The organism is Haloferax sp. DFSO52 (assembly GCF_048158745.1).
Taxonomy (GTDB): Archaea; Halobacteriota; Halobacteria; order Halobacteriales; family Haloferacaceae; genus Haloferax.
The window spans coordinates 1,665,177-1,689,300 of sequence record NZ_JBLOPB010000001.1; the positions used below are offsets into that span (position 1 = coordinate 1,665,177).

General features: G+C 61.8%; 23 protein-coding genes. 9 read left to right on the plus strand and 14 right to left on the minus strand.

The window, feature by feature from the left end; genetic code table 11:
* The first annotated feature begins 16 nt into the window (after nucleotides 1-16).
* Nucleotides 17-1,552 carry a glycerol kinase GlpK gene (gene glpK / locus ACK3SC_RS08720; RefSeq protein ID WP_416839725.1) on the plus strand — a complete coding sequence of 512 codons (1,536 nt, stop codon included), beginning with the start codon at nucleotides 17-19 and terminating at the stop codon, nucleotides 1,550-1,552.
* 41 nt (nucleotides 1,553-1,593) lie between these two features.
* Here glpK and ileS read toward each other — a convergent pair whose 3' ends face one another.
* The 10 genes from ileS to ACK3SC_RS08770 form a co-directional block, all read right to left on the minus strand.
* Nucleotides 1,594-4,725, minus strand: a complete 3,132-nt coding sequence (gene ileS / locus ACK3SC_RS08725; protein ID WP_416839967.1) for an isoleucine--tRNA ligase — start codon at nucleotides 4,723-4,725, stop codon at nucleotides 1,594-1,596.
* A gap of 396 nt (nucleotides 4,726-5,121) precedes the next feature.
* A complete protein-coding gene (locus tag ACK3SC_RS08730; RefSeq protein WP_416839726.1) occupies nucleotides 5,122-5,706 on the minus strand; it encodes a hypothetical protein in 585 nt (194 codons plus the stop codon).
* Between the two features lie 30 nt (nucleotides 5,707-5,736).
* Nucleotides 5,737-6,042, minus strand: a complete 306-nt coding sequence (locus tag ACK3SC_RS08735; protein WP_416839727.1) for a hypothetical protein — start codon at nucleotides 6,040-6,042, stop codon at nucleotides 5,737-5,739.
* Between the two features lie 46 nt (nucleotides 6,043-6,088).
* Complete coding sequence (locus ACK3SC_RS08740; protein ID WP_416839728.1) at nucleotides 6,089-6,367, minus strand: ArsR/SmtB family transcription factor; 279 nt, start codon at nucleotides 6,365-6,367, stop codon at nucleotides 6,089-6,091.
* 88 nt (nucleotides 6,368-6,455) lie between these two features.
* Nucleotides 6,456-7,871, minus strand: a complete 1,416-nt coding sequence (locus tag ACK3SC_RS08745) for a DUF4397 domain-containing protein (RefSeq protein WP_416839729.1) — start codon at nucleotides 7,869-7,871, stop codon at nucleotides 6,456-6,458.
* A 222-nt stretch (nucleotides 7,872-8,093) separates the two neighbouring features.
* Nucleotides 8,094-8,549, minus strand: a complete 456-nt coding sequence (locus tag ACK3SC_RS08750; RefSeq protein ID WP_416839730.1) for a hypothetical protein — start codon at nucleotides 8,547-8,549, stop codon at nucleotides 8,094-8,096.
* A 60-nt stretch (nucleotides 8,550-8,609) separates the two neighbouring features.
* Nucleotides 8,610-9,101 carry an acyl-CoA thioesterase gene (locus ACK3SC_RS08755; protein ID WP_416839731.1) on the minus strand — a complete coding sequence of 164 codons (492 nt, stop codon included), beginning with the start codon at nucleotides 9,099-9,101 and terminating at the stop codon, nucleotides 8,610-8,612.
* A 54-nt stretch (nucleotides 9,102-9,155) separates the two neighbouring features.
* Nucleotides 9,156-9,599, minus strand: coding sequence for a bifunctional nuclease family protein (locus tag ACK3SC_RS08760; RefSeq protein WP_416839732.1), 444 nt, complete (start codon nucleotides 9,597-9,599; stop codon nucleotides 9,156-9,158).
* An 81-nt stretch (nucleotides 9,600-9,680) separates the two neighbouring features.
* Nucleotides 9,681-10,295, minus strand: coding sequence for an ArsR/SmtB family transcription factor (locus ACK3SC_RS08765; protein WP_416839733.1), 615 nt, complete (start codon nucleotides 10,293-10,295; stop codon nucleotides 9,681-9,683).
* A gap of 72 nt (nucleotides 10,296-10,367) precedes the next feature.
* The gene (locus ACK3SC_RS08770; RefSeq protein ID WP_416839734.1) at nucleotides 10,368-11,690 is read right to left on the minus strand and encodes a glycerate kinase type-2 family protein; all 1,323 of its coding nucleotides are present in this window, start codon (nucleotides 11,688-11,690) and stop codon (nucleotides 10,368-10,370) included.
* Nucleotides 11,691-11,743: 53 nt separating this feature from the next.
* Here ACK3SC_RS08770 and ACK3SC_RS08775 point away from each other — a divergent pair, with 53 nt between their 5' ends.
* Nucleotides 11,744-13,420, plus strand: coding sequence for a TraB/GumN family protein (locus ACK3SC_RS08775; protein WP_416839735.1), 1,677 nt, complete (start codon nucleotides 11,744-11,746; stop codon nucleotides 13,418-13,420).
* Nucleotides 13,417-14,040, plus strand: coding sequence for a metalloprotease (locus ACK3SC_RS08780; RefSeq protein WP_416839736.1), 624 nt, complete (start codon nucleotides 13,417-13,419; stop codon nucleotides 14,038-14,040). Before ACK3SC_RS08775 ends, ACK3SC_RS08780 begins: the two co-directional genes overlap by 4 nt.
* Before the next feature lie 207 nt (nucleotides 14,041-14,247).
* On the opposite strand, the gene ACK3SC_RS08785 is transcribed toward ACK3SC_RS08780, so the two are convergent.
* Nucleotides 14,248-14,484, minus strand: a complete 237-nt coding sequence (locus ACK3SC_RS08785; protein ID WP_416839737.1) for a hypothetical protein — start codon at nucleotides 14,482-14,484, stop codon at nucleotides 14,248-14,250.
* Nucleotides 14,485-14,884: 400 nt separating this feature from the next.
* On the opposite strand from ACK3SC_RS08785, the gene purM reads away from it, so the two are divergent.
* Nucleotides 14,885-15,859: a phosphoribosylformylglycinamidine cyclo-ligase gene (gene purM, locus ACK3SC_RS08790; RefSeq protein WP_416839738.1), complete on the plus strand. Its 975-nt coding sequence runs from the start codon at nucleotides 14,885-14,887 to the stop codon at nucleotides 15,857-15,859.
* Between the two features lie 41 nt (nucleotides 15,860-15,900).
* On the opposite strand, the gene ACK3SC_RS08795 is transcribed toward purM, so the two are convergent.
* Together ACK3SC_RS08795 and ACK3SC_RS08800 are read right to left on the minus strand one after the other, a co-directional pair.
* Nucleotides 15,901-16,440, minus strand: a complete 540-nt coding sequence (locus tag ACK3SC_RS08795; RefSeq protein ID WP_416839739.1) for a CBS domain-containing protein — start codon at nucleotides 16,438-16,440, stop codon at nucleotides 15,901-15,903.
* A 41-nt stretch (nucleotides 16,441-16,481) separates the two neighbouring features.
* Nucleotides 16,482-16,841 (minus strand): DUF555 domain-containing protein, encoded by a 360-nt coding sequence (locus tag ACK3SC_RS08800; RefSeq protein WP_416839740.1) that lies wholly within the window; start codon nucleotides 16,839-16,841, stop codon nucleotides 16,482-16,484.
* Nucleotides 16,842-17,201: 360 nt separating this feature from the next.
* Here ACK3SC_RS08800 and ACK3SC_RS08805 point away from each other — a divergent pair, with 360 nt between their 5' ends.
* Nucleotides 17,202-17,375, plus strand: a complete 174-nt coding sequence (locus ACK3SC_RS08805; protein ID WP_416839742.1) for a hypothetical protein — start codon at nucleotides 17,202-17,204, stop codon at nucleotides 17,373-17,375.
* A 137-nt stretch (nucleotides 17,376-17,512) separates the two neighbouring features.
* Nucleotides 17,513-18,244, plus strand: coding sequence for an archaeal proteasome endopeptidase complex subunit beta (gene psmB / locus ACK3SC_RS08810; protein ID WP_416839743.1), 732 nt, complete (start codon nucleotides 17,513-17,515; stop codon nucleotides 18,242-18,244).
* Between the two features lie 732 nt (nucleotides 18,245-18,976).
* On the opposite strand, the gene ACK3SC_RS08815 is transcribed toward psmB, so the two are convergent.
* Nucleotides 18,977-20,506 carry a hypothetical protein gene (locus tag ACK3SC_RS08815; protein ID WP_416839744.1) on the minus strand — a complete coding sequence of 510 codons (1,530 nt, stop codon included), beginning with the start codon at nucleotides 20,504-20,506 and terminating at the stop codon, nucleotides 18,977-18,979.
* Between the two features lie 118 nt (nucleotides 20,507-20,624).
* On the opposite strand from ACK3SC_RS08815, the gene ligA reads away from it, so the two are divergent.
* From ligA to ACK3SC_RS08830, 3 genes are all read left to right on the plus strand, one after another.
* Nucleotides 20,625-22,385: an ATP-dependent DNA ligase LigA gene (gene ligA / locus ACK3SC_RS08820; RefSeq protein WP_416839745.1), complete on the plus strand. Its 1,761-nt coding sequence runs from the start codon at nucleotides 20,625-20,627 to the stop codon at nucleotides 22,383-22,385.
* Between the two features lie 87 nt (nucleotides 22,386-22,472).
* Nucleotides 22,473-23,183, plus strand: a complete 711-nt coding sequence (locus tag ACK3SC_RS08825; protein ID WP_416839746.1) for an MBL fold metallo-hydrolase — start codon at nucleotides 22,473-22,475, stop codon at nucleotides 23,181-23,183.
* 86 nt (nucleotides 23,184-23,269) lie between these two features.
* On the plus strand, nucleotides 23,270-24,103 hold the full coding sequence (locus ACK3SC_RS08830; RefSeq protein WP_416839747.1) for an alpha/beta fold hydrolase: 834 nt from the start codon (nucleotides 23,270-23,272) through the stop codon (nucleotides 24,101-24,103).
* Nucleotides 24,104-24,124 lie beyond the last annotated feature (21 nt).

Below are 24,124 nucleotides of genomic sequence, written 5' to 3' on the forward strand. Positions count from 1 at the left end.
CGAATCGAGGGTAACAATGTCAGGAGACACGTACGTCGGTGCAATCGACCAGGGCACCACAGGAACGCGATTCATGGTGTTCGACCACGACGGGCGAGTGGTCACCAACGCCTACGAAAAGCACGAACAGAGATATCCGGAACCGGGGTGGGTCGAACACGACCCCACCGAAATCTGGGAGAACACGAAGACGGTAATCGACGAGGCACTCGACAACGCGGACCTCGACCCGGAGCAACTCGATGCAATCGGGATCACGAACCAGCGCGAGACGACAGTCGTCTGGGACCGTGAGACTGGCGCGCCGATTCACAACGCAATCGTCTGGCAAGACCGGCGGACGACCGACCGCATCGAGGCGCTCGACGCAGCGGGGAAGAAAGACGACATCCAGCAGAAGACGGGTCTCGAACCAGACGCATACTTCTCTGCGACGAAAGCGGAGTGGATACTCGACAACGCCGATCCCATCAAACTCCAGCGCGCTCGACCAGCTGACGTGCGCGAACGCGCCGAAGCCGGTGAACTTGCCTTCGGGACCATCGACACGTGGCTCATCTACAAACTGACGGGCAACCACATCACGGACGTCACGAACGCCTCACGGACCATGTTGTTCAACATCCACGACATGGCGTGGGACGACGAACTCTTAGACGAGTTCAACGTTCCCCGCGAGATGGTTCCAGCGGTCCGCCCCTCGTCCGACGACGACTCCTACGGAACGACCGACGCAGACGGGTTCATGGGCACCGAAATTCCCGTTTCTGGGGCGCTCGGTGACCAGCAAGCCGCCCTGTTCGGACAGACCTGTTTTGACGCAGGTGACGCGAAGAACACCTACGGAACCGGGTCGTTCATGCTGATGAACACCGGCGACGAGGCAGTCATGTCCGACCACGGCCTCCTCACCACCGTCGGTTTCCAGCGCTCCGGCGAACCCGTCCAGTACGCACTCGAAGGCTCGATCTTCATCACGGGTGCCGCAATCGAGTGGCTCGAAGACATGACGCTCATCGAGGACGCTGCAGAGTCCGAAACACTCGCTCGCTCCGTCGATTCGACAGATGGCGTCTACTTCGTTCCGGCATTTGCCGGTCTCGGTGCCCCACACTGGGACCAGCGCGCCCGGGGGACCATCGTCGGCATGACCCGTGGAACCCGACGCGAGCACATCGTCCGCGCGACGCTCGAAGCAATCGCGTTCCAGACGCGCGACGTCGCCGAAGCGATGGTCGAAGACAGCGATATCGACCTGTCGAACCTCCGCGTCGACGGCGGTGCGGTGAAGAACAACTTCCTCTGCCAACTCCAGGCGAACATTCTCGACACCGAAATCGTCCGCCCAGAAGTCGACGAGACGACTGCACTCGGTGCTGCGTACGCCGCCGGCCTCGCTGTTGGCTACTGGGAGACCCTCGACGAACTCCGTGCGAACTGGCAGGTAGACCGCGAGTTCACCCCATCGAACCCGGGGAACGTCGGCCATCGCTACGAGCGCTGGAAAGACGCAGTCGAGCGGTCCCTCAACTGGGCGCGCGACGACGACTGACGACGCCAAAAAAATATCGAGCGTTTCGCCGGGCACTCGCCCTAGTTGAGTCGCGTAACCGCGATGGTCACGGACACGTCTTCGACGTTCCACTCTTCGACGGTGTCGCCCTCGGCGCTGCCGAGTTCGAACTCGCGAGCGCGGACCTCGGATGCGATGAGGTCGGTGTTCTCGTCGACGAACCCGGCGACTCTGTCGTCTTCGACGACGACGCCAACGTCGATTTCTTCTTCCACGTCGAGGTCGAGTTGCTTGCGCATCTCCTGGATGCGGCGGATGACGTCGCGGGCGTAGCCCTCGGACTCGATGTCGTCGGTGAGGGCGGTGTCGACGTAGACGGTGCCGCCTTCGAACTCGGCACCGACGACGTTCTCCGGCGGCTCTTTGACGTACGAGACCATCTCGTCGGTGAGTTCGTACGTCTCGCCGTCGACATCGACGCCTGCTTCGACTTCGGCGCGGGTGAGTCCTTCGACGGCACCCATGATTTTCTGCGCCTCAGCGCCGAACTCCGGCCCGATGACGCTCATCTGGGGTTCTGCCGTCTCGACGAGTTCGTCGAACACCTCGACGACCTGCACCGAGCGGGTGTTGACACGCTCCGAGAGGAGGCCGGAGAGCGCGTTGACTGCCTCGGCGACGTTCTCGTCGTCGGACTCGACGACGATTCGCGAGACGGGCCAACGGAGTTTTCGGCCACCCAGTTGGCGGGCGTGGGCCGCGGCCTCTTCGACGTCGCGGAGAACCGCCATGTTGGTTTCGAGCGTCTCGTCGCGGAGGTCCTCGTCGACTTCGGGGTACGAGAGCATGTGGACCGTCGTCTCGCGGCCGTCGAGACGCTGGTACATCTGCTCTGCCATGTACGGCGTGTAGGGTGCAATGAGACGGATGGACTCTGCGAGCACCGTCGAGAGTGTCGCGTACGCGCCGAGTTTGGAGTCGGACTCCTCTTCGTCCCACATGCGCTCGCGGATTGCCTTCACGTAGAAGCGCGAGACGTCCTGCGTGATGAAGTCGAGCAGCGTGTTGAGCGCGGTGTGGACCTGGTAGTCGTCCCACGCTTCGTGCATCTCGGCTTTGACGGTCTGCAGTCGAGAGAGCACCCACTCGTCGACGACGGTGAGTTCACCCTCCGAGAGGTCGGCCTCGGCGGGGTCGTAGCCATCGAGGTCCATATACGGCAGCGGGAACCGGAAGACGTTCCAGAAGATGTTGAGCGTCGACTGCGTGTCGGCGAGGCCCTCCCATTCGAACGAGAGGTCGACGCCCTGCTGGTCGTGCGAGAGGAGATACGCACGAAGCGGGTCGCGGCCGGCACGGTCGATCGCCTCTTCGGGCGTGACGATGTTCCCGACGGACTTCGACATCTTGCGGCCGTCTTTGTCGTTGGCGAACCCGTGCATGATGACCTCCTTGTACGGAGATTCACCTGTTGCGGCGGTGCCCATGCCGAGTTGCGACCAGAACCAGCCACGGGTCTGGTCGTGCGCTTCGATGATGAGGTCTGCAGGCCACAGTTCCTCGTAGTCTTCCGTCTGACTCGGGAAGTCGAGCGTGCCCCACGTCGCGACGGAGGAGTCGATCCACACGTCGAACACGTCGGGGACGCGCTCGTAGGTCACGCCGTCTTCGGTGATGGTGAGGGGGTCGACAGACGGCCGGTGGAGGTCCACCGTCTCGGCGTCGATATCTTGGTCGACGCGCGCTGCGAGTTCCTCGCGCGTGCCGATGACAATCATCTCTTCTGCGCCCTCGGCGTCGGGGTCTTGCGGGACCCAGATTGGGAGCGGGATACCCCAGTAGCGCTGGCGAGAGATGTTCCAGTCTGGGGCGTCGCTCACGAAGTCGCGGAATCGGTTGTCGCGGGCCCACTGCGGATGCCACTCGGACTCTTCGATGTTGTCGAGGAGTTGCTCTTTGACGTCGGTGACCGTGATGAACCACTGGTCGGTGGCGAGGAAGATGATGTCCGTGTCACAGCGCCAACAGTGACCGTATCGGTGGTCGTGTTCGCCGGCGTGGAGCAGATAGCCGCGTTCGTCGAGGTCTTCGATGACCATCGGGTTGGCGTCGCGGACGAACGTGCCCGCGTAGTCGCCGCCCTGTTCGGTGAACTCGCCTTTGTCGTCGACGGGGACGAACACGTCGAGGCCGAGTTCTTGGCCGCGGGCGAAGTCTTCTTGCCCGTGACCGGGTGCGGAGTGGACGAGGCCCGTGCGGTCCGCTTCGACGTAGTCGGCGGTGTAGACCTCTCCAGCGCCTTCGAAGTCGGCGTACTCACCGAGCACGTCCGCGAGTGGGTGGTCGTACGTCCAGCCAACCATCTCTTCGCCGGTGAGTTCGTCGAGGACTTCGTAGTCCTCGTAGCGGCCCTTCTTCAGGACGCCCTCGACGCAGGGTTCGGCGATGTAGAGCACTTCGCTCTCGCCGTCTTTCTCGGCGCGGACGGCCTGATAGGTCATCTCGCCCGAGACGGCGACGAAGGTGTTCGCCGGGATGGTCCACGGCGTCGTCGTCCAGATGACGAGGTTGCCCTCGCGGCCCGTCAGTGGGAACTTGACGTAGATAGATGGCGACGTGATTTCGTCGTACTCGACTTCGTTGGCCGCGATGGCTGTCTGACAACGCGGACAGTAGTTGACACTGCGTTTGCCCTGTTCGACCAGTCCGTTGTCAGCGACGTTCGAGAACGCCCACCACGCGGCCTCCATGTACTCGGGAGACAGCGTCTCGTAGGGGTTGTCCCAGTCCATCCACGTGCCGATAGACTGGAAGTCCTCGTCCATGGCCACGCGGTTGCGGACGGCGAACTCCTTGCATTTCTGGATGAACTCCTCCATGCCGAACTCCTCGATGTCGCGCTTCGAGGTGAAGCCGAGTTCCTCTTCGACTTTGACCTCGATAGGGAGGCCGTGCATGTCGTAGCCGGGACGGTCGGTGACGTGGTGGCCCGTCATGCGCTTGTGCCGGATGACGGCGTCCTTCAACGTCTTGTTCCACGCCGTTCCGAGATGCATCTGCCCGGACGTGTACGGCGGGCCGTCGACGAAGAAGAACGACGGGTCGTCGGCGTGTGCCTCCTTCGTCGCCTCGTACGCGTCGTTCTCGTCCCAGTACTCGCTGACGACGGACTCGACGTCCGACGGCGTGTACTGGTCTGCGATGTCTTCCATACTCCGTCCTTCTCGTGGATATATATCAAAACGGCGGGTCTCGTCCGCGCCTTTCGGTGGTTCGTCCGTGTCACTTTTCGGCATGGTTTACCCTCCGTTTCGGAGTGTGGTGGACCCGCCACTGTCGAGACAGCGGTGTCTGCGTTCGATACGCCTGTCGGGTGTGTGATGTGTGTCTGTTCATACGATGTACTGCGGGCGCTTAGCGGCGATTCGGGCGGAAGTCAAGGTAAGAGTAGGTGCGAGGCTAGCGCCCCGCAATAATCGACGAGTGGGCGACGGAGGGTCGCGACTGTCGGGCCTCGAATGGCGTGGCCGCATTCGTCACGTGGCGTCGCATCGTAGTCCAAAACAGTGTCGCATCGGCAATAACGCTTGCTCTACGCGTGCCTTTCTCTACGGTTCCACCCGTTCTGGCGTCCATCGACGGAGTGTGTACGTCCCGTTTGCCTCCCCAGATTCCTCGTCGGAGACGGTAACTGTGACCTGTTTCGGTGCGCCACCGCGCACTACGTCGAATTTGTAGATACTCGTACAGACGAGTTCGGTAGCGTCGGCGTAGCGGTCTGGGTCGGTCCGTGAGCGACGAATCGGTATCTCTGCGCTGTTCCATCCGGTCCACTCTGGCGACAGGCCGACGTTGTAGAACGCTGCATCTTCGGGTGGCATGCGCACCTCGTACAGGAGAACGAACGAGTCGCCTTCGGCCCACAGTAGGTCGTTCGAGTACTGACCCTGCATCGCTCTGTCGGTGAACACCTCGCGCTGGTCTGCAGGTGGCTCAGAGAAAATCCAGCCTCGAAGGTCGGTCCCGTCTGGAAACCCCCCGTGGACGTACTGTTCGTCGGCAGGGTGCAGTGACGACGAACCGTGGTCACCGACGATTCGACCGCTCACGCCTCGACGAGTGTCAGCGAGACACCCGGCAGTGGCGACGATCGCGAAAGATGCAGTGCTAGAGAGGAGGGCACGACGGCGCATGAATCAACCATTGGGAAGCTGACAGATAAATCAATCCCACGTCACCCACAGCAAGACGCCGAGCGCCACCGACTGGAGGACGTGAATACCCATCAACACCTGCCACGCGATGTCGGGCATCTCGGTGGCGAACCAGACTGAGAGCGTCGGGTCGACGAGGTAGTAGTAGAGCGCGAAGAGGCTCTGGGCCAAGAGGAAGAAGCCGAAGACGACCAATCCGAGTGCGTGCTTCGACCGGAACGTGGCGAGGTTCCGTCCCCAGATACCAAGGAGGACGACGAGGAAGACGGCGCTGAGTCCCACTGAGAGACGGGCGATGTCGACCCAGATGCTCATAGCCGTCGCTCCGTCTGGTCCAGTGCGCCACTTACTGTCTGTCGAATCATTCGTTTACGTGTGCGATTATTTGTTCGATGGTGTCCCAGTGTTGTCTGGTCTGCCCGGAGGGGAGGTACACCGACCCGTACCCCGTTCCGCTGTGTTCGACCATCCCGTTCTGGACGAGAACGTCGAGGTGGTGTCGGACCGTCTTGTAGTCGAGTCGTAACTCTTCTGCGAGTCGGTTCGCGTTTCGCGGACGGTCCGACAGTTCACGGAGGATTCTGATACGGTTTGCACCACCGCGTGTGCCGGTCAGCACGTACCAAAGGATGCCCTCCATCCACAGTATTACGTCAGAGACTGACCTAAGCACATCGCCGAGTTGAAACGTTTCCTGATAGTTCAGACGAAAATCGGCAGACTCGGACTTAGTTGTCTGCGACGATTTGGAGGTCGAACCCGTTGTCGGTGGGTTCGTCGTCCGGAGTCAGGTAGCCCTGCGCGATGGCAGTGTACGCACTGCCACCTTCGGGTGCCACGTCGAACTCGGCGACGACAGCACCGTCGTTCATCTCGGTCGCACCGCGGATTTCGAGGGTGTACTCGCCTGCGGGAACGTCCACCGTCGCCGTGTCGCCGAAGGCCGCACCGTCGACGAGGACGTCGCCAGTCGATTTGACCGTCACGTCGACTGCTGGTGCGTCGGGCGAGGCGTGGAAGACGCGGATACGAGCCATGTCGTCGGCGGGTGCCGACCGGTTGTCTTCGAGAATCACGACGGAGAAGGGGTTCTCCGCGCCGGATTCGAGTTCGCCGATTGCAGCGATGGTGTACGCACCCGACATGAGGTCGAGTTCTTCGTCGTAGACGACGGTGTCCGGGTCTCCGGTGGCCTGTATCGTCACCTGATAGGTTCCTGCGACTAACTGGAGGTAGTCGCTCACAGCGCCGAACGGAACGTCCGTGAGAACGGCCGACCCGTCGACGAGGACATCGACGTTGGGCGCGTCGGGCGAGAGGTGCGCTGCGCGCACGAAGACGTCCAGGAGACCACCGCCGCCCTCTCCGGCGTCGACGGTGGCGATTGGGCGGAACGCCTTGTCCATGGCGTCTTCGGGGGGTGAGAGATATCCTGCGGCGAAGACGGTGTACACCGTCTCTCCGGCGAGTTGGAGGTCGAACTCGGCGACTGCGTCGCCATCGTTCGTCTCGGTGTCACCTCTGACCTGCAGCGTGTAGGTGTCGGCCGGCACCTCGACGGTTCCGGACTGGGTGAATTCGACGCCATCGAAGAGCGTCTGGTCGCCTGCGGTGATGTCCACGGCGGGCGCGTCGGGCGAGGCGTGGACGACACGGACCCGTGCCGTGTCGGCGTCGGGAATCGACACGTCGTCTTCGAGGACGAGCGGTTGGAACGTCCCTTCGCCGAGTTCACCGACGGCAGCGACGGTGTAGGTCGCCTCAGCGACTTCGACGTCGCCTTCGAACGCGACAGTCGATTCGTCACCTGCAGCGGTAATCTTCACCGTGTGAGGGCCGACTGGAACCGAGAGGTAGTCACTCACTGCACCGAACGGCACGTCGGTGAGTGCGGCAGTCCCATCGACGTACACGTCGACGTTGGGCGCGTCGGGTGAGAGGTGGGCCACACGGACCATCGCGTTTCCAGATTCCGGAGTCGGCGTCGACGTCGTCGTGGACGTGTTCATGTCCGTCTCTGTCCCGGTTTCGTTTCCGGAACCGCCGCCACCGGTCGAGTCCCCGCCTGTGCAACCTGCTAATCCGCCGATGATGGCGACACCACCGATTCCGCGGAGTACTTGCCGCCGTCTTATATTCGTCATATCGACGAGCAGGGTGTTCGTCAGTGCGTATTTGAGGGTTTTCCCAAATCTCACCCCGGTGGTACCGGATGTGCCCCAAGTGTTGCCAGACAGACACCATAGAGAACCGTTTCGTCCGCGACAGCGGGGGTGAAATTAGGCATCGCGCACTGGCAGATTTCTCGTGGTCGGTGACTGACCACTGTCTCTTGGGTCTGTGACCGACCACAGGACGCGACACCCTCAGTCGAACTCTGGTAAGTCGTCCGGTGCTTCGTACGACGACTCCCAGTCGATGTAGTCGTCTTTGAGCACGTCACACACCTGCTGACCGAGTTCAGTGAGGCCAGCATTTATCGACGACACCTGCCCCCACGAGGTCAGTTTCGGGTGTAACTGCCGCTCTTTCCAGTCTTCGGGGATGCCCGGTGCGTGGTAGCCAACTCTGTCTGCGAAGTCGTCCCAGAAGAAATCGAAGTACGTCAGCAAGTCGAGTTCGAGGACGACCTGCCACTGGTCTTCGGTGACGGGCGTCTCCGCGGCCCACGCCTCGAACGCGTCCTCCCACGCACCCTCTTCGAGGAACTCCTCGAGTTCGGTTCGTTTGAAGTCGGCATCGACCGCCACCTGCGCATCTTCGTACTGATTCGGGTCGACTTTCGGAAGCGACGGTGGGTCGGGGACAGAGACGTCGAGCATACGAGAGGGTGCGTCGCCTTCCTGTTTAAGGCTTAGCCGACGGACAGACCGTTCGCGTGCTCAGTCTTGCTGTTCCATCCGCTCGATGACAGTCTCCAACTGGTCGGCACGGGCCTCGACTGCCTCCGCGCGAAGTGCTTCTTCTTCCGGCGTGGGACATTCGAGACGTGGGACTGGCGTCGGCGTCCCGTCATCGTCGAGGGCGACGAACGTCAAGAACGACGTGGTGGTCTTGCGGAACTCGTCCGTCTTTGGGTTCTCGGCGTGGACATCGACTTTGACGTCGATGCTGGTTCGACCGACGTTGAAGACGTACGCCTCAAGGACGGCGACCTCACCCAGGTCGATCGGGCTGATGAAGTCGACGTGGTCCATCGACGCGGTGACACACTGTCGGTTCGAAAATCGCATCGCAGCGATTGCCCCACAGATGTCCATCCAGTGGAGGACGACCCCACCGAGGGCGCGACCAAGGTTGTTGGTGTCGTTGGGAAGCAGGATTTCGGTCATCTCGGTACGCGACTCCGCGAGGGTAGCGGTAGATTCGCTCATGCGGCAGTCGTCGTACCGAGGGTGCTTGAAAACGTAGGGACCGCCTTCCGGAACCTATTCGTCGGCGTCCACGTCGAACGCTTCGGGTGGTTGGCCCGCCGCGTCGAGGACGCTGTCCGAGACGAGAATCGGACAATCGACGCGAATCGCCAGCGAGATGGCGTCGCTCGGTCGAGCGTCGAAGACGAACGTCTGCGCCTCGCCATCGGTGTACCGTTCAGAGTCGACTTTCGCGTAGAACGTTCCGTTGGAGATATCGTCGATACGGACGCTGTCGATCGCGCCGCCGAACTCGGTGACCATCTCGACGAGTAAATCGTGAGTCAGCGGACGCTCGAACTTTTCGCCAGAGAGACCGAGTTGTATCGCCTGGGCCTGATCCGAGGTGATGACTATCGGGAGGAGCTCGTCGCGTGCTTCGAGGATGACTGCGGGGACGTTCGACCCGTCCTCACCGACACCGACCCCGATACCACGGACCACGGCACGGTGTTTCATGCTACTCTGTAGTTTCGCGGAGTACGAATAGTTACCCCACAGACGAGTCGAAACAAGCCCAGTGACGAGACGATTTCTCCGTCACCGGCGGGACAACTGAAGCAGTGCGATGGCGAGGATGATGACGAGCCCGCCAGCGAAAAAGGCCACACCGGGTGGAATCGCCTGTGTAACCATCGGTGCTGTCTCGGCGGCAACAGCCACGGCGTCACCGTCTGCCGCGCCAGACTCTGCGACGGTCGCGACACCGCCGAGTCCGCGTGTTGCAAGCCACTGGACGAACGCTGCGAGCAGGCCCAGGACGGCGACACCACCGAGGAGGCTACTCAGTATGCTCGCGACGCCCGACCGTGTCTCTTCGGTGGCCGCGACGACGACGAGTGGTCTGTCGGACGGCGCGTAGACTTTCATCTCGCGTCCTTTCTCCGAGTAGACGGTGTCGATAACTTCGACGAGGCCAGCGTCTTCGAGTTTTCGGAGGTGGTACTGGACGTTCTGGAGTGAGGTCTCGACACGGTCGGCCAGTTCTGCCGCGTTCGTCGGTCGCTCGTGGAGTTCCGCGAGGACGAGACGGGCGGTCGTAGACGAGAGCGCCGCAAGGAGGTCGGATGCCTCGTCGTCACCGAGGCCGATGACCCGAGGCGAGGAGTCGTCTACAGCGGAGGTGTCGGGGGCGGAGGGCAGCAATCCTGCCATATCTGAGCGATACTACACGGAAGGATACAAACTTGTTGTCGCCGCTGTCACGTGACACGCGAGCGACCGGCTTCAGGCGCTGGGGTCGACTACCAACACACGAATGTCGTTGACGTTGGTGCCTGTTGGGCCAGTTTCGATGACCGCGTCCGCCGCTGCGAGGGCAGGAAGTGCGTCGTTCGTCGCCAACGCTTTGTTTGCGTCACGGTGGGTGACCGACGCCGAATCGACGATGGCACCTGCGACGTCTGTTCCGCCGTCGAATCCGTCACTGTCGATGCTGGCGAGGACGACACCGTCGGGGAGTTCCGGACTCGCTGCCAGACAGAATTCGAGATTCGGCCCGCCCGACCCGTCGCCCCTGACGGTCACAGTACACTCACCGCCCGAGAGAACCACTGCAGGAGCGTCGAGCGGGTTTCCTGTCGCCAGGGCCTCCGCTGCGACGGCGACGTGTGTTTTCGCCGCTTCGCGTGCCTCACCGCGAACGCGCGACGAGAGAATGAGCGGGTCGTAGCCTCGCGCTTCGGCCACCTCACGGGCAGCATCGAGGGCGGTGAACGTATCCGCGAGGATGTGGTTGTCCACGCGCTCGAAGATGGGGTCTCCGGGCTTTGGCGTCTCGGGAATTTCACCAGCTGACCCGCGCGCGAGGCGTGTTCTGACCGACTTCGGCACGTCGAGTTCGAATCGGTCCACGACGTCGAGTGCGTCGTCGTAATACGTTTCGTCAGGTGCGGTCGGTCCAGAGGCGATGACTCCAAGGTCGTTTCCAACGACGTCAGAGAGGACCAGTCCGACGACAGTCGCCGGTGACGCGAGTCGGACGAGACTGCCACCTTTGAGCGTCGAGAGATGTTTCCTGACCGCGTTGAGTTCGTGAATCTCCGCGCCGCTTTCGAGCAACTCGTCGGTGGTCGTCCGGAGGTCAGAAAGCGAGATACCGTCGGCCGGGGCGGGAAGGAGTGCGCTCGCACCGCCGGTGATAGCGGCGAGAACGAGCGTCCGTTCGTCGAGGCCGGAGAGAAGTTCGACTAGGCGTCGCGTGCTCTCGACTCCGCGTTCCGACGGAACTGGATGGTCACCGGGAAGACGCTCGATTCTGTTGCCATCGCCCGGATTCGGCGTGACCACGACGCCTGCGTCGATTCGGTCTCCCAGAATCTCTTCGAGGGCGTCCGCGACGCCGTCACTTGCTTTTCCGCCACCGACGACGAGGATTCGGTCGTATGCGGAGAGGTCGTACCTCGTATCCGCAACGGCGAACACGTTGCCGTCGAGCGAGACGGACTCGCGAACGACGCGCTCGGGCAGTACTGCCTCGACGCCGGTGCGGAGACAGTCTACCGCCAGTTCGTGGGCAGACGTGGGTGTGTTCGCATCGAAATCCTGCATAGTTCGTGGGTGATGCCGACACGGATAAAAACCGTGGGCCGGTAAACCCGGCGATGAACGATTCGTCGCCCGACGAGGGTCACGTCCACGTCGTCGGGACGGCCCACGTCTCGGCCGACAGCGTCAGAGAGGTCGAAGAGACCGTCAAATCAGAGCACCCAGACGTTGTCGCGGTCGAACTCGACGAGGGTCGATACCGACAACTGAAAGGCGGCACCCCCGACGACATCGAAGCGCGCGACCTGCTTCGCGGGAACACCGTCTTCCAGTTTATCGCCTACTGGATGCTCTCGTACGTGCAGTCACGGATGGGTGACAAGTTCGACGTCAAACCCGGCGCGGACATGCTCGCCGCAGTCGAGACTGCCGAAGAAGAGGGCCTCGACGTTGCGCTGGTCGACCGTGATATTCAGACGACCATCCAGCGCTTCTGGCGTCGGATGGGGACACTCGAAAAGTTACGGATGGCTGGCGACCTCGTGTTCGGCGTCGCCGACGCGCGCGGCGTCGGTGCCATCGCAGGTATCGCAGTCGGTGTCTTCCTCGGTCCACTCGTCGGTCTCTACGGCGACGTGGTCGGTATCTCTGACCTCTTTTTGACTCGTGCTGCGACCGGTGCAATCGTCGGCGCTGCCGCCGCCTATCTGCTGTATACGATTGCGTCGCTCTCTCTCGACGGTGACGACGCGCTCATCGCCGGTCTGGGCGGTGGCGCAGCAGTCGGCCTCATCGGCGGGTTCGGCCTCGGATACGGCACAGGCATCGTCACCTCGGTCCTCGGCGGATTGGGGACAACAATCGTCGGCAGTCTCGTCGTCGGCGTCGTTGCCGGCGTCGCCGTCGGCGTCCTCGTCGGTACAGTTCTGAACGCAGCCGGACTGTTCAGGCCCGCAGAAGGAACCGACGTCGAAGAGTTCGACATGGCCGACCTGACCGATGGAGACGTCGTGACTGCGATGATGGAAGAGTTCCGCCGGTTCAGCCCCGGTGGTGCAGAGGCACTCATCGACGAACGCGACGCGTACATCGCTCACCAACTCGTCGCCCTTAAAGCGGCCGGACACTCTGTCGTCGCCGTCGTCGGCGCGGGTCACAAAGCCGGTATCGAGAACTACCTCGAACACCCTGAACGGCTTCCTCCGATGGAGTCACTCGTCGGCGTCGCCGAGAAAGACGGCTTCCCGTGGGGGAAACTCGTCGGATTCGGCATCACCGTCGTGTTCGTCGCCTTCTTCGTCCTCCTGGCGATGGCAGGCGTCGGCAACGAACGACTGCTGACTATCTTCGCGACGTGGTTCCTCATCAACGGCGTCTTCGCCGGTGGATTCGCCAAACTCGCCGGTGCACGCTGGACCTCTGCCCTCGTCGGCGGTGCAGTCGCGTGGTTGACCTCTATCAACCCGCTTCTCGCGCCGGGGTGGTTCACCGGCTACGTCGAACTCCGACACACGCCAGTCAACGTCGGGGACATCGGCAAACTCAACAAGATCCTCTCGGACGAAGAGACGCCAATCGCCGAACTCGTCGGCCAGATGTTCGACGTCCCGCTGTTCAAACTCATCATGGTCGTCGCGATGACCAATATCGGGAGCATCATCGCGAGTTTCCTCTTCGTCACGTACGTCCTGCCGGTCATCGCGGCCGACCTCGGCGGCATCACCGGCGTGACGAACCTGATGCTCGAAGGGGCGACGAACAGTGCTGACCTCATCTGGAGGACGCTCACGTGAATATCTCGTTCTCGTCGCGAGAGCTTCGTGACCTCGCCGTCGCGTGGCTTGCACTGGGTGTCGCATTCGCCATCTTCTTCGCCGGCGGTGGCCAGCGTGCCATCGCGGCGCTCACGAGTGGAACGTTCGGCCTCGCACTCGTCGTAAGCCTTCTCACTGCTGGCGTGGGCTTTCTCCTCCACGAAGTCGCACACAAAGTCGTCGCCGTTCGGTTCGGCCAGGTCGCGGAGTTCCGTGCCGACTTCGGGATGCTCGGTATCGCCATCATGAGCGCCCTCGTCGGGTTCATCTTCGCTGCTCCGGGTGCAGTCTACCACCGAGGAATGCTCACGAAACGAGAACACGGCCTCATCGCACTCGCTGGACCGGTGACGAACCTGCTTCTCCTCGTCGCCTTCGCCCCACTGTTCGTCGCGGGCATCATCCTCCAGTCAGACATCCTCGCACTCATCGGCTCGCGTGGCCTCGTCATCAACGCGTTCCTCGCGGCGTTCAACATGCTACCGTTCGCGTCGCTCGACGGCAGAACCGTCAAAGCGTGGAGCACACCGGTCTTCGCAGTCGTCCTCGCGCTGTCGATCCTCCTGACGGCGGGATTACTCCTCTTCGTCGGGTTCTGAGCACTGCTCGCCGTCCGCGCCCTTATTTTGGAACTGTCTCTACAGACGAGAGGAGTCGAGCGTCTCGAACGAAGAACTGGTGCGAGCAATCACGATAGACGCACGTCGTGACAGGACAGAAACGAACCGGCTCACTGTGGGACTGTGAAGGGACCGCGACGAATCCGGGGTAGTACGTGGGGCAGGTACGGGACGAAGCGGTCGGTATCAGTTTTGTCTGTGGCCACGTCCGAGCACGAGGGCCGCCGCGTGCAGGGCCAGTAATCCGACGAACAGGGGTAAATTAGCGGACGTCAGGCCGTGTGCAAGCATTGGCAGGTACGCGATGGGGAGTGCAACTGCAGCCCAGAAGGCCACGGTTTCGAGGGGTTGGAAGGCGACTCGACCGACTGCTGACGCGAAGTCGAACGCAATCGAATCGGGGGTGGAGGGTATTCCGGACATCGTCATCCTTCCATACGACTGGAACCATCATATAAGGGGACGAGCGTTACGGTGAATTCGCTTGCTTTTTTCTTTGTTTATCCACCGGATAATACGGGTTAGGACGTTTTTGATTCCTTTTATTACTGCCTCAAAACACAGTAGACCATTCATAGACCTTTTTTAGACGTTTTCGCCATTAGTATCAGAAAATTGTCCATTATGATGCAGCAGTCGGAATGAGTGCGAATTCTTCGAAGCTATCGCCCCACTGAAGCTGTGGCTGTGGTGACGGGCAACTCCCGCGCGACGAACGCGCGATTCGGTAATCTTCGAACAATGGTCGAGAGATACAGGTATGCGAGAATGTGCATCAAACAGACCCTGTGATTTTATATTTCGGCCTATCTCGTACACGAACATGACGAACGACGACTCCGAGGGGATGACCTACGCCGACGCGGGTGTCGATATCGACGCGAGCGAGGCAGCAACCGCAGCGCTCGTCGCACAGGTGGGCGGCGGGTCGGGTGATTACGCCGGACTTCTCGATATCGGTGACCGGTATCTCGGACTCGCGACGGACGGTGTCGGGACGAAACTCCTCGTCGCAGAGGCGCTTTCCGACTATTCGACGGTGGGTATCGACTGTATCGCGATGAACGCGAACGACCTCGTCGCGGCGGGGGTTCGCCCCGTGGCGTTCGTGGACTACCTCGCAGTCGACGCGCCAGACGAAACCTTCGCTGAACAGGTCGGACAGGGACTCGCCGCAGGTGCCGAGGAAGCGGCCATCGAACTCGTCGGCGGCGAGACGGCCGTCATGCCCGAAGTCATCAACGGCCTCGACCTTGCAGGCACCTGCGCCGGACTCGCGAAGAAGGACGCCATCTTCCCCGGTGAGGCCGAACCGGGCGACGTACTCGTCGGATTCGAGTCGTCGGGTATCCACTCGAACGGCCTGACACTCGCGCGAAAGGCGGCCACGGCGGATGGCGACTACGACGACGAGTGGGACGGCGACGAGTACGAGACAGTCGGGCAGGCCCTTCTCGAACCGACGCGTCTCTACACGTACCTCCTCGACGACCTGCGCTCGGCAGAGACCAACGCTGCGGCCCACGTGACGGGTGGCGGATGGACCAATCTCGAACGAATGGGCGACTACCGCTACGTCGTCGACGACGCGTTCGACCCACACGCCGTGTTCGAGTTCATTCAGGAGAGAGGCGGCGTCTCCGACGAGGAGATGCACAAGACGTTCAACATGGGGACCGGTTTCGTCGCCGCCGTCCCAGAGGAAAACGCGGAGGCTCTCGTCGAAGACACCGACGGCAGAATGATCGGCCACGTCGAAGCAGGTGCGGGCGTCTCGATTCGTGGCATCGAACTGTAACGAGACGACCGTTCTCTCTCTCCCCTCGACGCTCGCTGGGATTAGATGTGTGCGGCGATGTCCGCTTCCGTGATGATACCGACCGTCTCGCCACCTTCGACGACGAGGATGGCAGAGTTGTGGTCGAGGTAGACGCCGATTTCGTCGAGCGTCGTGTCGGGTTCGACTGTCGTGATGCTCTCGGACATCACTTCGTTGACGGGGCGCTCGGCGACGTTGTCTTCTTGGACGTGACGGATGTCCGCGTTCGAGATGATGCCGAGTGGCCGACCGTTTTCGATGACCGGCAGTTGCGAGAACCCTGCATCGAGCATCATGTCACGCGCTTCGAGGACGGAGTTGTCGGGGGCGACGCTCCGTACGTTCGTGTTCATGATGTCCGCTGCGCGGACGATTCGTCCCTCTGCTTCGTCTAACGCTTCGACGATACGCCGGAGCGTGGAGAGACGCGGGTCGACATCGCCGCCTTCGATACGTGCGATGAGTGGCTGCGAGACACCCGCCATGTCGGCGAGTTTGCTCTGGGTCAACTCCAGAGATTTCCGTCGTTCCCGTAGGTCCTGCGGCGTGGGGAGTTCCATGCCGAGGAATAACCCACGGTTATGAAAAAAGTTCTGGTCGGTTAGGCGTCGTCGTCCGTCTCGAACTCCATGATGTCGATAACGTCGAGTGGGACGTCACGGAGTGCGCCGCCGACTTCGCTCTTTGCGATGCGAGAGGCGTGTTTCTCACCGTCTGCGTTGAAAACCTTGATTTCGAGGAGCAGACCGACGAGTGCTGTGTTGGCCGCGATGAACGCGGAGTCGAACGGTTCGCCACAGGCCGGACACGGCGTCGCGCCCACTTCGACTTCGACGTACTCTTTGTCTTTCTGGTTGAGACGCTTTCCGGCCTCGCTGACGGCGACGCCGATGGCGTCGTCGATATCCTCGACGTCCCGTACTAACCAGGCCGCCTCCATTGCGACGAGATAGTTGCTCATACACACGTTACGCGCCGGTGGGGTTTCGTGTCTTGTGGTTCGCGCGGACGGATGATAGAGAGTTACACTCGTGGCCCACGTTCGAACGAGTCTCAGTGGTCGAACCCCCCGAATTCCGGGCGAGTGAGATAGTCTCGAATTCGGACGAGAGCGCGCACCTCCTGCGCATGCAACCGATATCATTGCGATAACTTATGAGAATGCCCTCGACTCGTCACGGACTACCCACGAGGAATAGTCGTATCCGTTGGATATTGTACAAGTTCAATTGAATCGGCAGACAGCGTCGAGGTTGTATTTTCCCGAGGTGGTAAAGCTTATAACCAGGCGTCGCACGAGCCCCAACTGAGGACACCGGTAATGATCCACCGCTTGAAGATGAACGTCCTGCTAGCCGCCTACCAGCTGTCAGTGGCAACCGGCATCGCTCTGTTGCCGATTGCACTCGCTGCCCGCCGGATGGGCGTGACCCTCCCAATTCACCGTCTCATCGAGACGGCTGGAAACGCATACGAACGCGCTGCGACCCGTTAAAACGGGCCAGACGCCGTATTTTGATGGACTCACCTCCCCGAGAGCGACGACGCCGATGGCGGGCGTCAGACACCGCGACACCGGCAATGGACAGGTGAAGGGTTGCATTTATCAGCGCCGAAGTGCAATCGCAGATAATGCGTACCCCGACTCACGACGAGTTCTCTGGCCGTCTCGACTCGCTCACTGGCGACCACTCGAACGTGTTCGGCCCAGAGCTTGGCGAGTTCCCACACGCCGAGCGACGCGCTGAATCACTCGGTGACAAAGAGACGAAGACCGGAACCACGACCGTCGGTATCAAAACGGATGAGGGCGTCGTCCTCGCGACCGACATGCGCGCGAGCATGGGTTACATGGTCTCCTCGAAGGACGTCCAGAAGGTCGAAGAGATTCACCCGACGGGTGCACTGACCATCGCCGGGTCCGTCTCGGCGGCCCAGTCGCTCATCAGTTCCCTCCGCGCGGAGGTTCGCCTCTACGAGGCCCGCCGTGGCGAGGACATGAGCATGAAGGCCCTCTCGACGCTCGTGGGCAACTTCCTCCGCTCGGGCGGGTTCTACATCGTCCAGCCCATCCTCGGCGGCGTCGACGAAGAAGGCGGCCACATCTACAGCATCGACCCAGCAGGCTCCGTCCTCGAAGAAGAATACACGGTCACTGGCTCCGGTAGCCAGTACGCCCTCGGTGTCCTCGAGCGCGAGTACAAAGACGGCCTGACTGTCGACGAAGCGAAGCAAGTCGCGACGAACGCCATCCGCGCCGCAGTCGAGCGTGACCTCGCGTCGGGTAACGGCATCAACATCGCCGTCGTCACCGAAGACGGCGTCGACATCCAGCGCCACCAGAACTTCGAAGGCCTCGAATAAGGGCGTTCTCGGTTTCTCTCCGCTTTCTGTGAGGTGCGTACCTGTCGGTGTGTTCGGATTCGCCGATGAGAGTGAACGCACCGCCGTCGAAACCCACCGATAAATACTACTCGCTGACACGATAGCGGAAGTGTATGCACGATTTGGTCCCTCGTCGGAACGTCGTCCAGCAACTGGGGGCCGTGTCCCTATTCTCTCTCGCTGGGTGTGTTAGTGGTCGGAGTGCTGATTCACCGTCCAGCGAGTCTGCCGAGATAGAGCCCCGAGAAACAGACCCCGTGCAAGCGCGAGGAGAACCTGTCACCATCACCCACCGCGTTTCGTCACTGGGTGGCACTGTGCTCGAGAATGGGTCAGTAACCAACGGGACCGAGGGAAGCGTGGAATCACTTTCTTCGTGGGCGTCTTCCCAGAGTGTCCGGGTCGCAGGAGATGCACTCCGGAACGAGGTAATCGAACTTGCTGAAGAGTACCCAGATGAACCTGTGCAGTGGAACATTCAGTGGGAAGAAGCACAATCTCGCTTTCTCATCACGACGACACTGACACTGATACCTCCGGTAGACAACGTCGCGTGGCCCTCTGTGTTGTATTCTCACTTCGAATCGTCGGCCCCAAAGACAGTGACCGCCGTCATATCGTCGGGCGAGCGGGCTGTCTCACACGAGTTCCCCGTGTACGTTCGTGCGAAGTTACGTTCGGTGTAGATACACTCCAGAAGGCCCAGCAGTCTCAGAACCAATCCGCAAACGCGCCTTCGAGGAGTGTCTCTGACTGCTTTTCGACGTACTCACGCTGCATCTGGTGGAGTGCCGTCTCGAAGTCAGCGCCGTCGTCGAGCGCCTCCCGAACTCGGTTGCGTTTCCAGTCGGCGGGCGTCACACCAGTTTCGACGCGCTTTCGAAGGGGTTCGAGGTAGTAGTTCGCCTCTTCTTCGGTACACCCAGCGAGTCTGAGGCCGTCGCGGGCGTGAACGAGCAAGTCTTCGTAGAGTTCCGCCCCCGTAACCTCGTTGCCGTCGATATCGACCCACTGTAAGTCGCCGTGTGGCCCCTCGCGCATCGCCGTGTAGAAGTTCTCCTCCGCGACAGACCAGTCGAGGTCGATGACCGGGTGGTCCTGTCGTGGGAGTCGTTCCATCAACCCTGCGAAGGCCGCCTGAAACGCGATGGATTCGCGGACGGTCGGTTGGCCAGCGATTGGGCGGAACTCGATTCGTGCGTTCGCAGACGACCGGGTCGCGCCGTCGAAGACCGGGCGAACCCACCGCCAGTAGGTACCGTGTTTCCGGCGCAGCGTGGCGAACTGGTCGTCGAATCGGTCGCCTGTCTCGACTGACATCGGAACCATCGTCGAGTCCGTGACGACGCGCTCGACGGCGTCTTCGACCGTGTCGAGGTCGGTGGGGAACGTGACCTTCTCGTGGTCGCCTGAGTTGAGTACCGTCTCGAAGACGGCGATTCGGTTTTCGTCCCATCCGTCTTCGAGTATCTCCTCGGCAGTCGCGTCGTCGTCGTAGAGGTCCGCCGGGAAGAACGGCGAGTTGACGCCGAGCGCCAGAAGCGGGCCGGCGACGCGGAGGGCGTAGTTGAAAAAGTGCGGGAGGTCGACCGCGCGTGGGACCTGATAGTGCGGTTGGATGGAGGTGATGAGCGCTTCGGGCATCACCGTGTCCGCTTCGAGCGAGACGTGCGGTGCCTCCAGCGAGAACGACGGCGGCGCAGTCGGGCCGTTCGCCATCGCGTGGTACCGAACCGAGTTGCTCATGTTGGTCGCGAGGCGGACGCCCCCGTCTCTGATGGAGTCACTGAGGTACTCGCTAGCCGTCTCACCCGCAGGCGGAATCGTCCACATCCCGTCCGAAACGAGTCGGATTCCCTCAGCGGCGGTGCAGTCGAGTGCGGCGTCGAGACGCGCGCGAACTTCTGATTCCTGTGCCCGGAGACCGTGTGGGTTCAGCGGTTGCGGGCTCGTCGTCATCTCGGCGTTGTGCAACCCGAGTTCCTTCTCGAAGCCCATCAGCCCGAGCATCCGACGTGGGACTCGCATGAGTGCGTGGACGTCGTCTTCGCTCGCAGACCACCGACCATCTGAGACGGCGTAGAACTCGTACTCCAGTCCGACGATGGACTGATGATTGTCGAAGGTTCCTTCGCGCAGTTCGCGTTTGAGAACCTCCGCGTCGGCGTTCGCCTGTGCGTCGAACTCGGCCGCGTCGACCGCGAGCACGCCTTCGACGCGCTCTGCGAGGTCGTCGCTCATACTCGTCGTTCGGTTGTCGAGACCCTTGAACGTCCCGGCACTCGCTCCGTTCGACAGCGAATCACATCACCGACGACTGTCGAATCGCTTTTGGCCCGGGCGAGGATATCCACGCTCGATGCAGTTCGCCGAGTTCGCCGCCCGCGCCGCCGAGATCGAAGAAGAGAGCGCCGACCTCGCCGTCGTCTCGCTCCTCGCTACCCTGTTTCGTGACTCGGGTGACGACCTCTCGACGGTCGCTCGATTCGTCCAGGGGCGCGTCTTCCCGGCGTGGGACTCGACCACGCTCGATATCGGCCCGCGTCTCTGCCACGAAGCGATTTCTCGTGCGGCGGGCCCGAACGTCTCCGCAGACGACGTCGAAGACCGACTCGCAGAACTCGGTGAAATCGGGGCCGTGGCCGCGAGTTACGATTTCGGCGGACAACGTGGGCTCGCCGCCTTCGGGGGCGGTGGCCAAGACGGTCTGACCGTCGCAGAAGTCGATTCCGAACTTCGCTCACTCGCCGCCGCCTCTGGGTCGGGAAGCGAAGATACGAAACTCAAGGTACTCTACGGGCTGTTCAACCGGACCGACCCGGAGGAAGCCAAATTCCTCGCGCGACTCGTCCTCTCGGAGATGCGCATCGGTGTCGGCGAAGGGAGCGTCCGCGACGCAATCGCCGAAGCGTTCCTCGTCGACCCAGACGATGCGGCCGCAATCCGCGATGACGACGTGGACGCCGAAACCGAATCGGCCGCACGTGAACGCCGCGATGACGCTATTGCGAGTGTCTCGCGCGCGCTCCAGGTCTCGAACGACTACGGGATGGTCGCGGAAATCACCCGTGACGAGGGTGAGTCGGGTCTCGCTGAGGTCCGTCTCGAAGTCGGCCGACCGGTTCAGGCGATGCTCGCACAGGCCGGCACCGCTGCCGACGCGCTCGCCGAGTGGGGAACCGTCGCAGTCGAGACGAAGTTCGACGGCGCTCGCGTCCAGGTTCACCACGGCGAATCGGGCGACGTGTCGCTCTTCTCGCGCAACATGGAGGACGTAACCGACGCCCTCCCTGAAGTCGTCGAGTTCGTCGAAGCAACGGTCGACGACCCCGTCATTCTGGACGGCGAAGTCGTGGCGATGGACGACGAAGGCGACCCACTCCCGTTCCAGGAAATTCTCAGACGGTTCAGACGAAAACACGACGTGGGACGAATGCGCGAAGAGGTTCGCGTCGAGTTGCGGGCGTTCGACTGCCTCCACGCCGGCGGCGACGACCTGTTGAACGAACCGCTCACGGTTCGACACGAGCGTCTGGCGTCGGTTCTGGGACCGGACTCGGACGCCGTCTCTGACTTACTTTGCTCCGACGATGCCGACGAAATCGCCGCGTACGAAGCGGACGCGCTCGATGCTGGCCACGAAGGCATTATGCTCAAAAATCCCGACGCCCCGTACTCGCCGGGTGACCGTGGAAAGAACTGGTTGAAGCGGAAACCCGACGTGGAGACGCTAGACCTCGTCGTCACCGGGGCAGAGTGGGGTGAAGGTCGCCGGGCGAAGTTCCTCGGAACATTCCTGCTTTCGGCCCGCATCGAAGATGAGTCGGGTGAAACCGGTGCGTTCGAAACCATCGGCAAAGTCGCAACGGGAATCACGGACGAACAACTCGTCGAACTCACAGACCTGCTCGAACCCGAAATCGAGCGTGAATCCGGGAAAGAAGTCGACATTCGCCCGTCTGTCGTCTTCGAAGTCGGCTACGAGGAGATTCAGGAGTCGCCGACGTACTCCTCAGGTTACGCACTTCGGTTCCCGCGATTCGTCACGGTCCGCGAGGACAAGACCGCCGAGACGGCCGATACGCTCGAACGCGTGGAGCGATTGGCCGAGTCGCAGTAGGCAGACGAGTCCTCCACCACCGGGCAGAACGAGCAATTTTGGTTCGCAGTAGTCGCGTTTTTCACCCGGCGGACCCACCTGACGACCATGAGCATCAAACACGACGGTCTCTCAGTTTCGTGGCTTGGGTACGCGACAGTTCGAATCGAATCGCCCGATGGCTTCGTCGTCTACTTCGACCCCGGTCGATACGGCGTCCTCGACGACTACTACGCCCGCGACGGCGATTTGATTTTGGTCACTCACGACCACCACTACGACTCGGATGCAATCGAACGGGTTGCCGACCAAGACGCCACCGTCGTCGCCTTCGAGGGCGTCGATGCCGCGAACATCGACCGCGACGTGAAACCGGTCGAAGACCTGCCGTACGAGACGATTCGCGTCGGCGAAGAAGACTTCCTGACGGTCGGTTCGGTCGACGTGTGGACGCTCCCCGCGTTCAATGAACCTGACGGCCCACACGTTCGAGCGAACGGCGAACCGCAGCACCCTCGTGGACTGGGGTGTGCCTACCACATCTCCATCGGTGACCGAACCGTCTTCTGGCCGGGTGACTCGGACGCGCTCGAAGGATTCGAACACCTCGAAGTATCGCTGTTCCTCGCCAACATCGGCGGAACCGTCGTGATGGACCGACACGAAGCCGCCGACCTTGCCGAGACGCTCGACCCTGACCTCGTGTTGCCGATTCACTACAATACGATTCCGATTCTCGAAGCAGACGAAGACGCATTCGTCGTGGACGTCGCGCGGCGCGGCATCCCTGTCGTCCTCGACGACCCAGAACAGGTCTGAGACGAGTCCACAAACTATCCTCCTCGACCTCTCCGAAGGTGTAATCTGACAGAACGATTTTCCCACACCGGCCCGTCTTTCGACGCATGGACCTCGATTATGGGATGCTCGGTGACCACCGGCCATACTACCGGTTCGGCGACACCGACGGTGACCCACTGCTGGTCATCCCCGGCCTCTCCGACGCCTTCCAACGCGGTGCCCCGAAACGAAGTACAGCACTGTTGCTCACGGATCTCTACCGCGAGTTCGCCGACCGAGACGTGTGGGTGGTCGGCCGTCGCCGTCACATCCCCGTTGGCTCTTCGACCCGCGACATGGCCGCCGCGTACGCCACGGTTATCGACGAACAGGACCTGTGGCCCGCCGACGTTATCGGAGTGTCGATGGGCGGCCTCATCGCGCAGTATCTCGCCGCCGACTACGCTGACTACGTCGACTCCGTGGTGCTCGTTTCAGCAGGCTCTCGCCTTGGAGGCCACGGCGAGAACGTCGTCACAAAATGGCGAAACTGGGCAGGAAAAGGAAAGTGGACGGACGTCCTCGCCGACACGCTCCGACAGACGAATACGGGGTCCGGACAACGGGTTACTCCGCTGCTCGTCGAACTCGCCGGGCGGTTCACTGATTTCCGACCGGCAGTCCCCGCAGATGTCGTCGTCTCGTGTACTGCGTGCCTCCAACACGACGCCCGTGACGTTCTCGGTGACATCTCGGCACCGACGCTCGTCGCCGCAGGTGGGTCGGACCAACTCTTCCCCGAGCCTCGACTCCGCGAACTCAAAGACGGCATCGACGACTCGACGCTGGCGCTGTTCAGCGGCGTCGGCCACGACCTGACGACGACAGAGACGAGAACGCTCAACGGAATCGTCAGGCGTTATTTCGACGGGTTCCGTGGAGACGGACTCTACCCGTAAGCGAAAGAAGGGAGTTCCCAG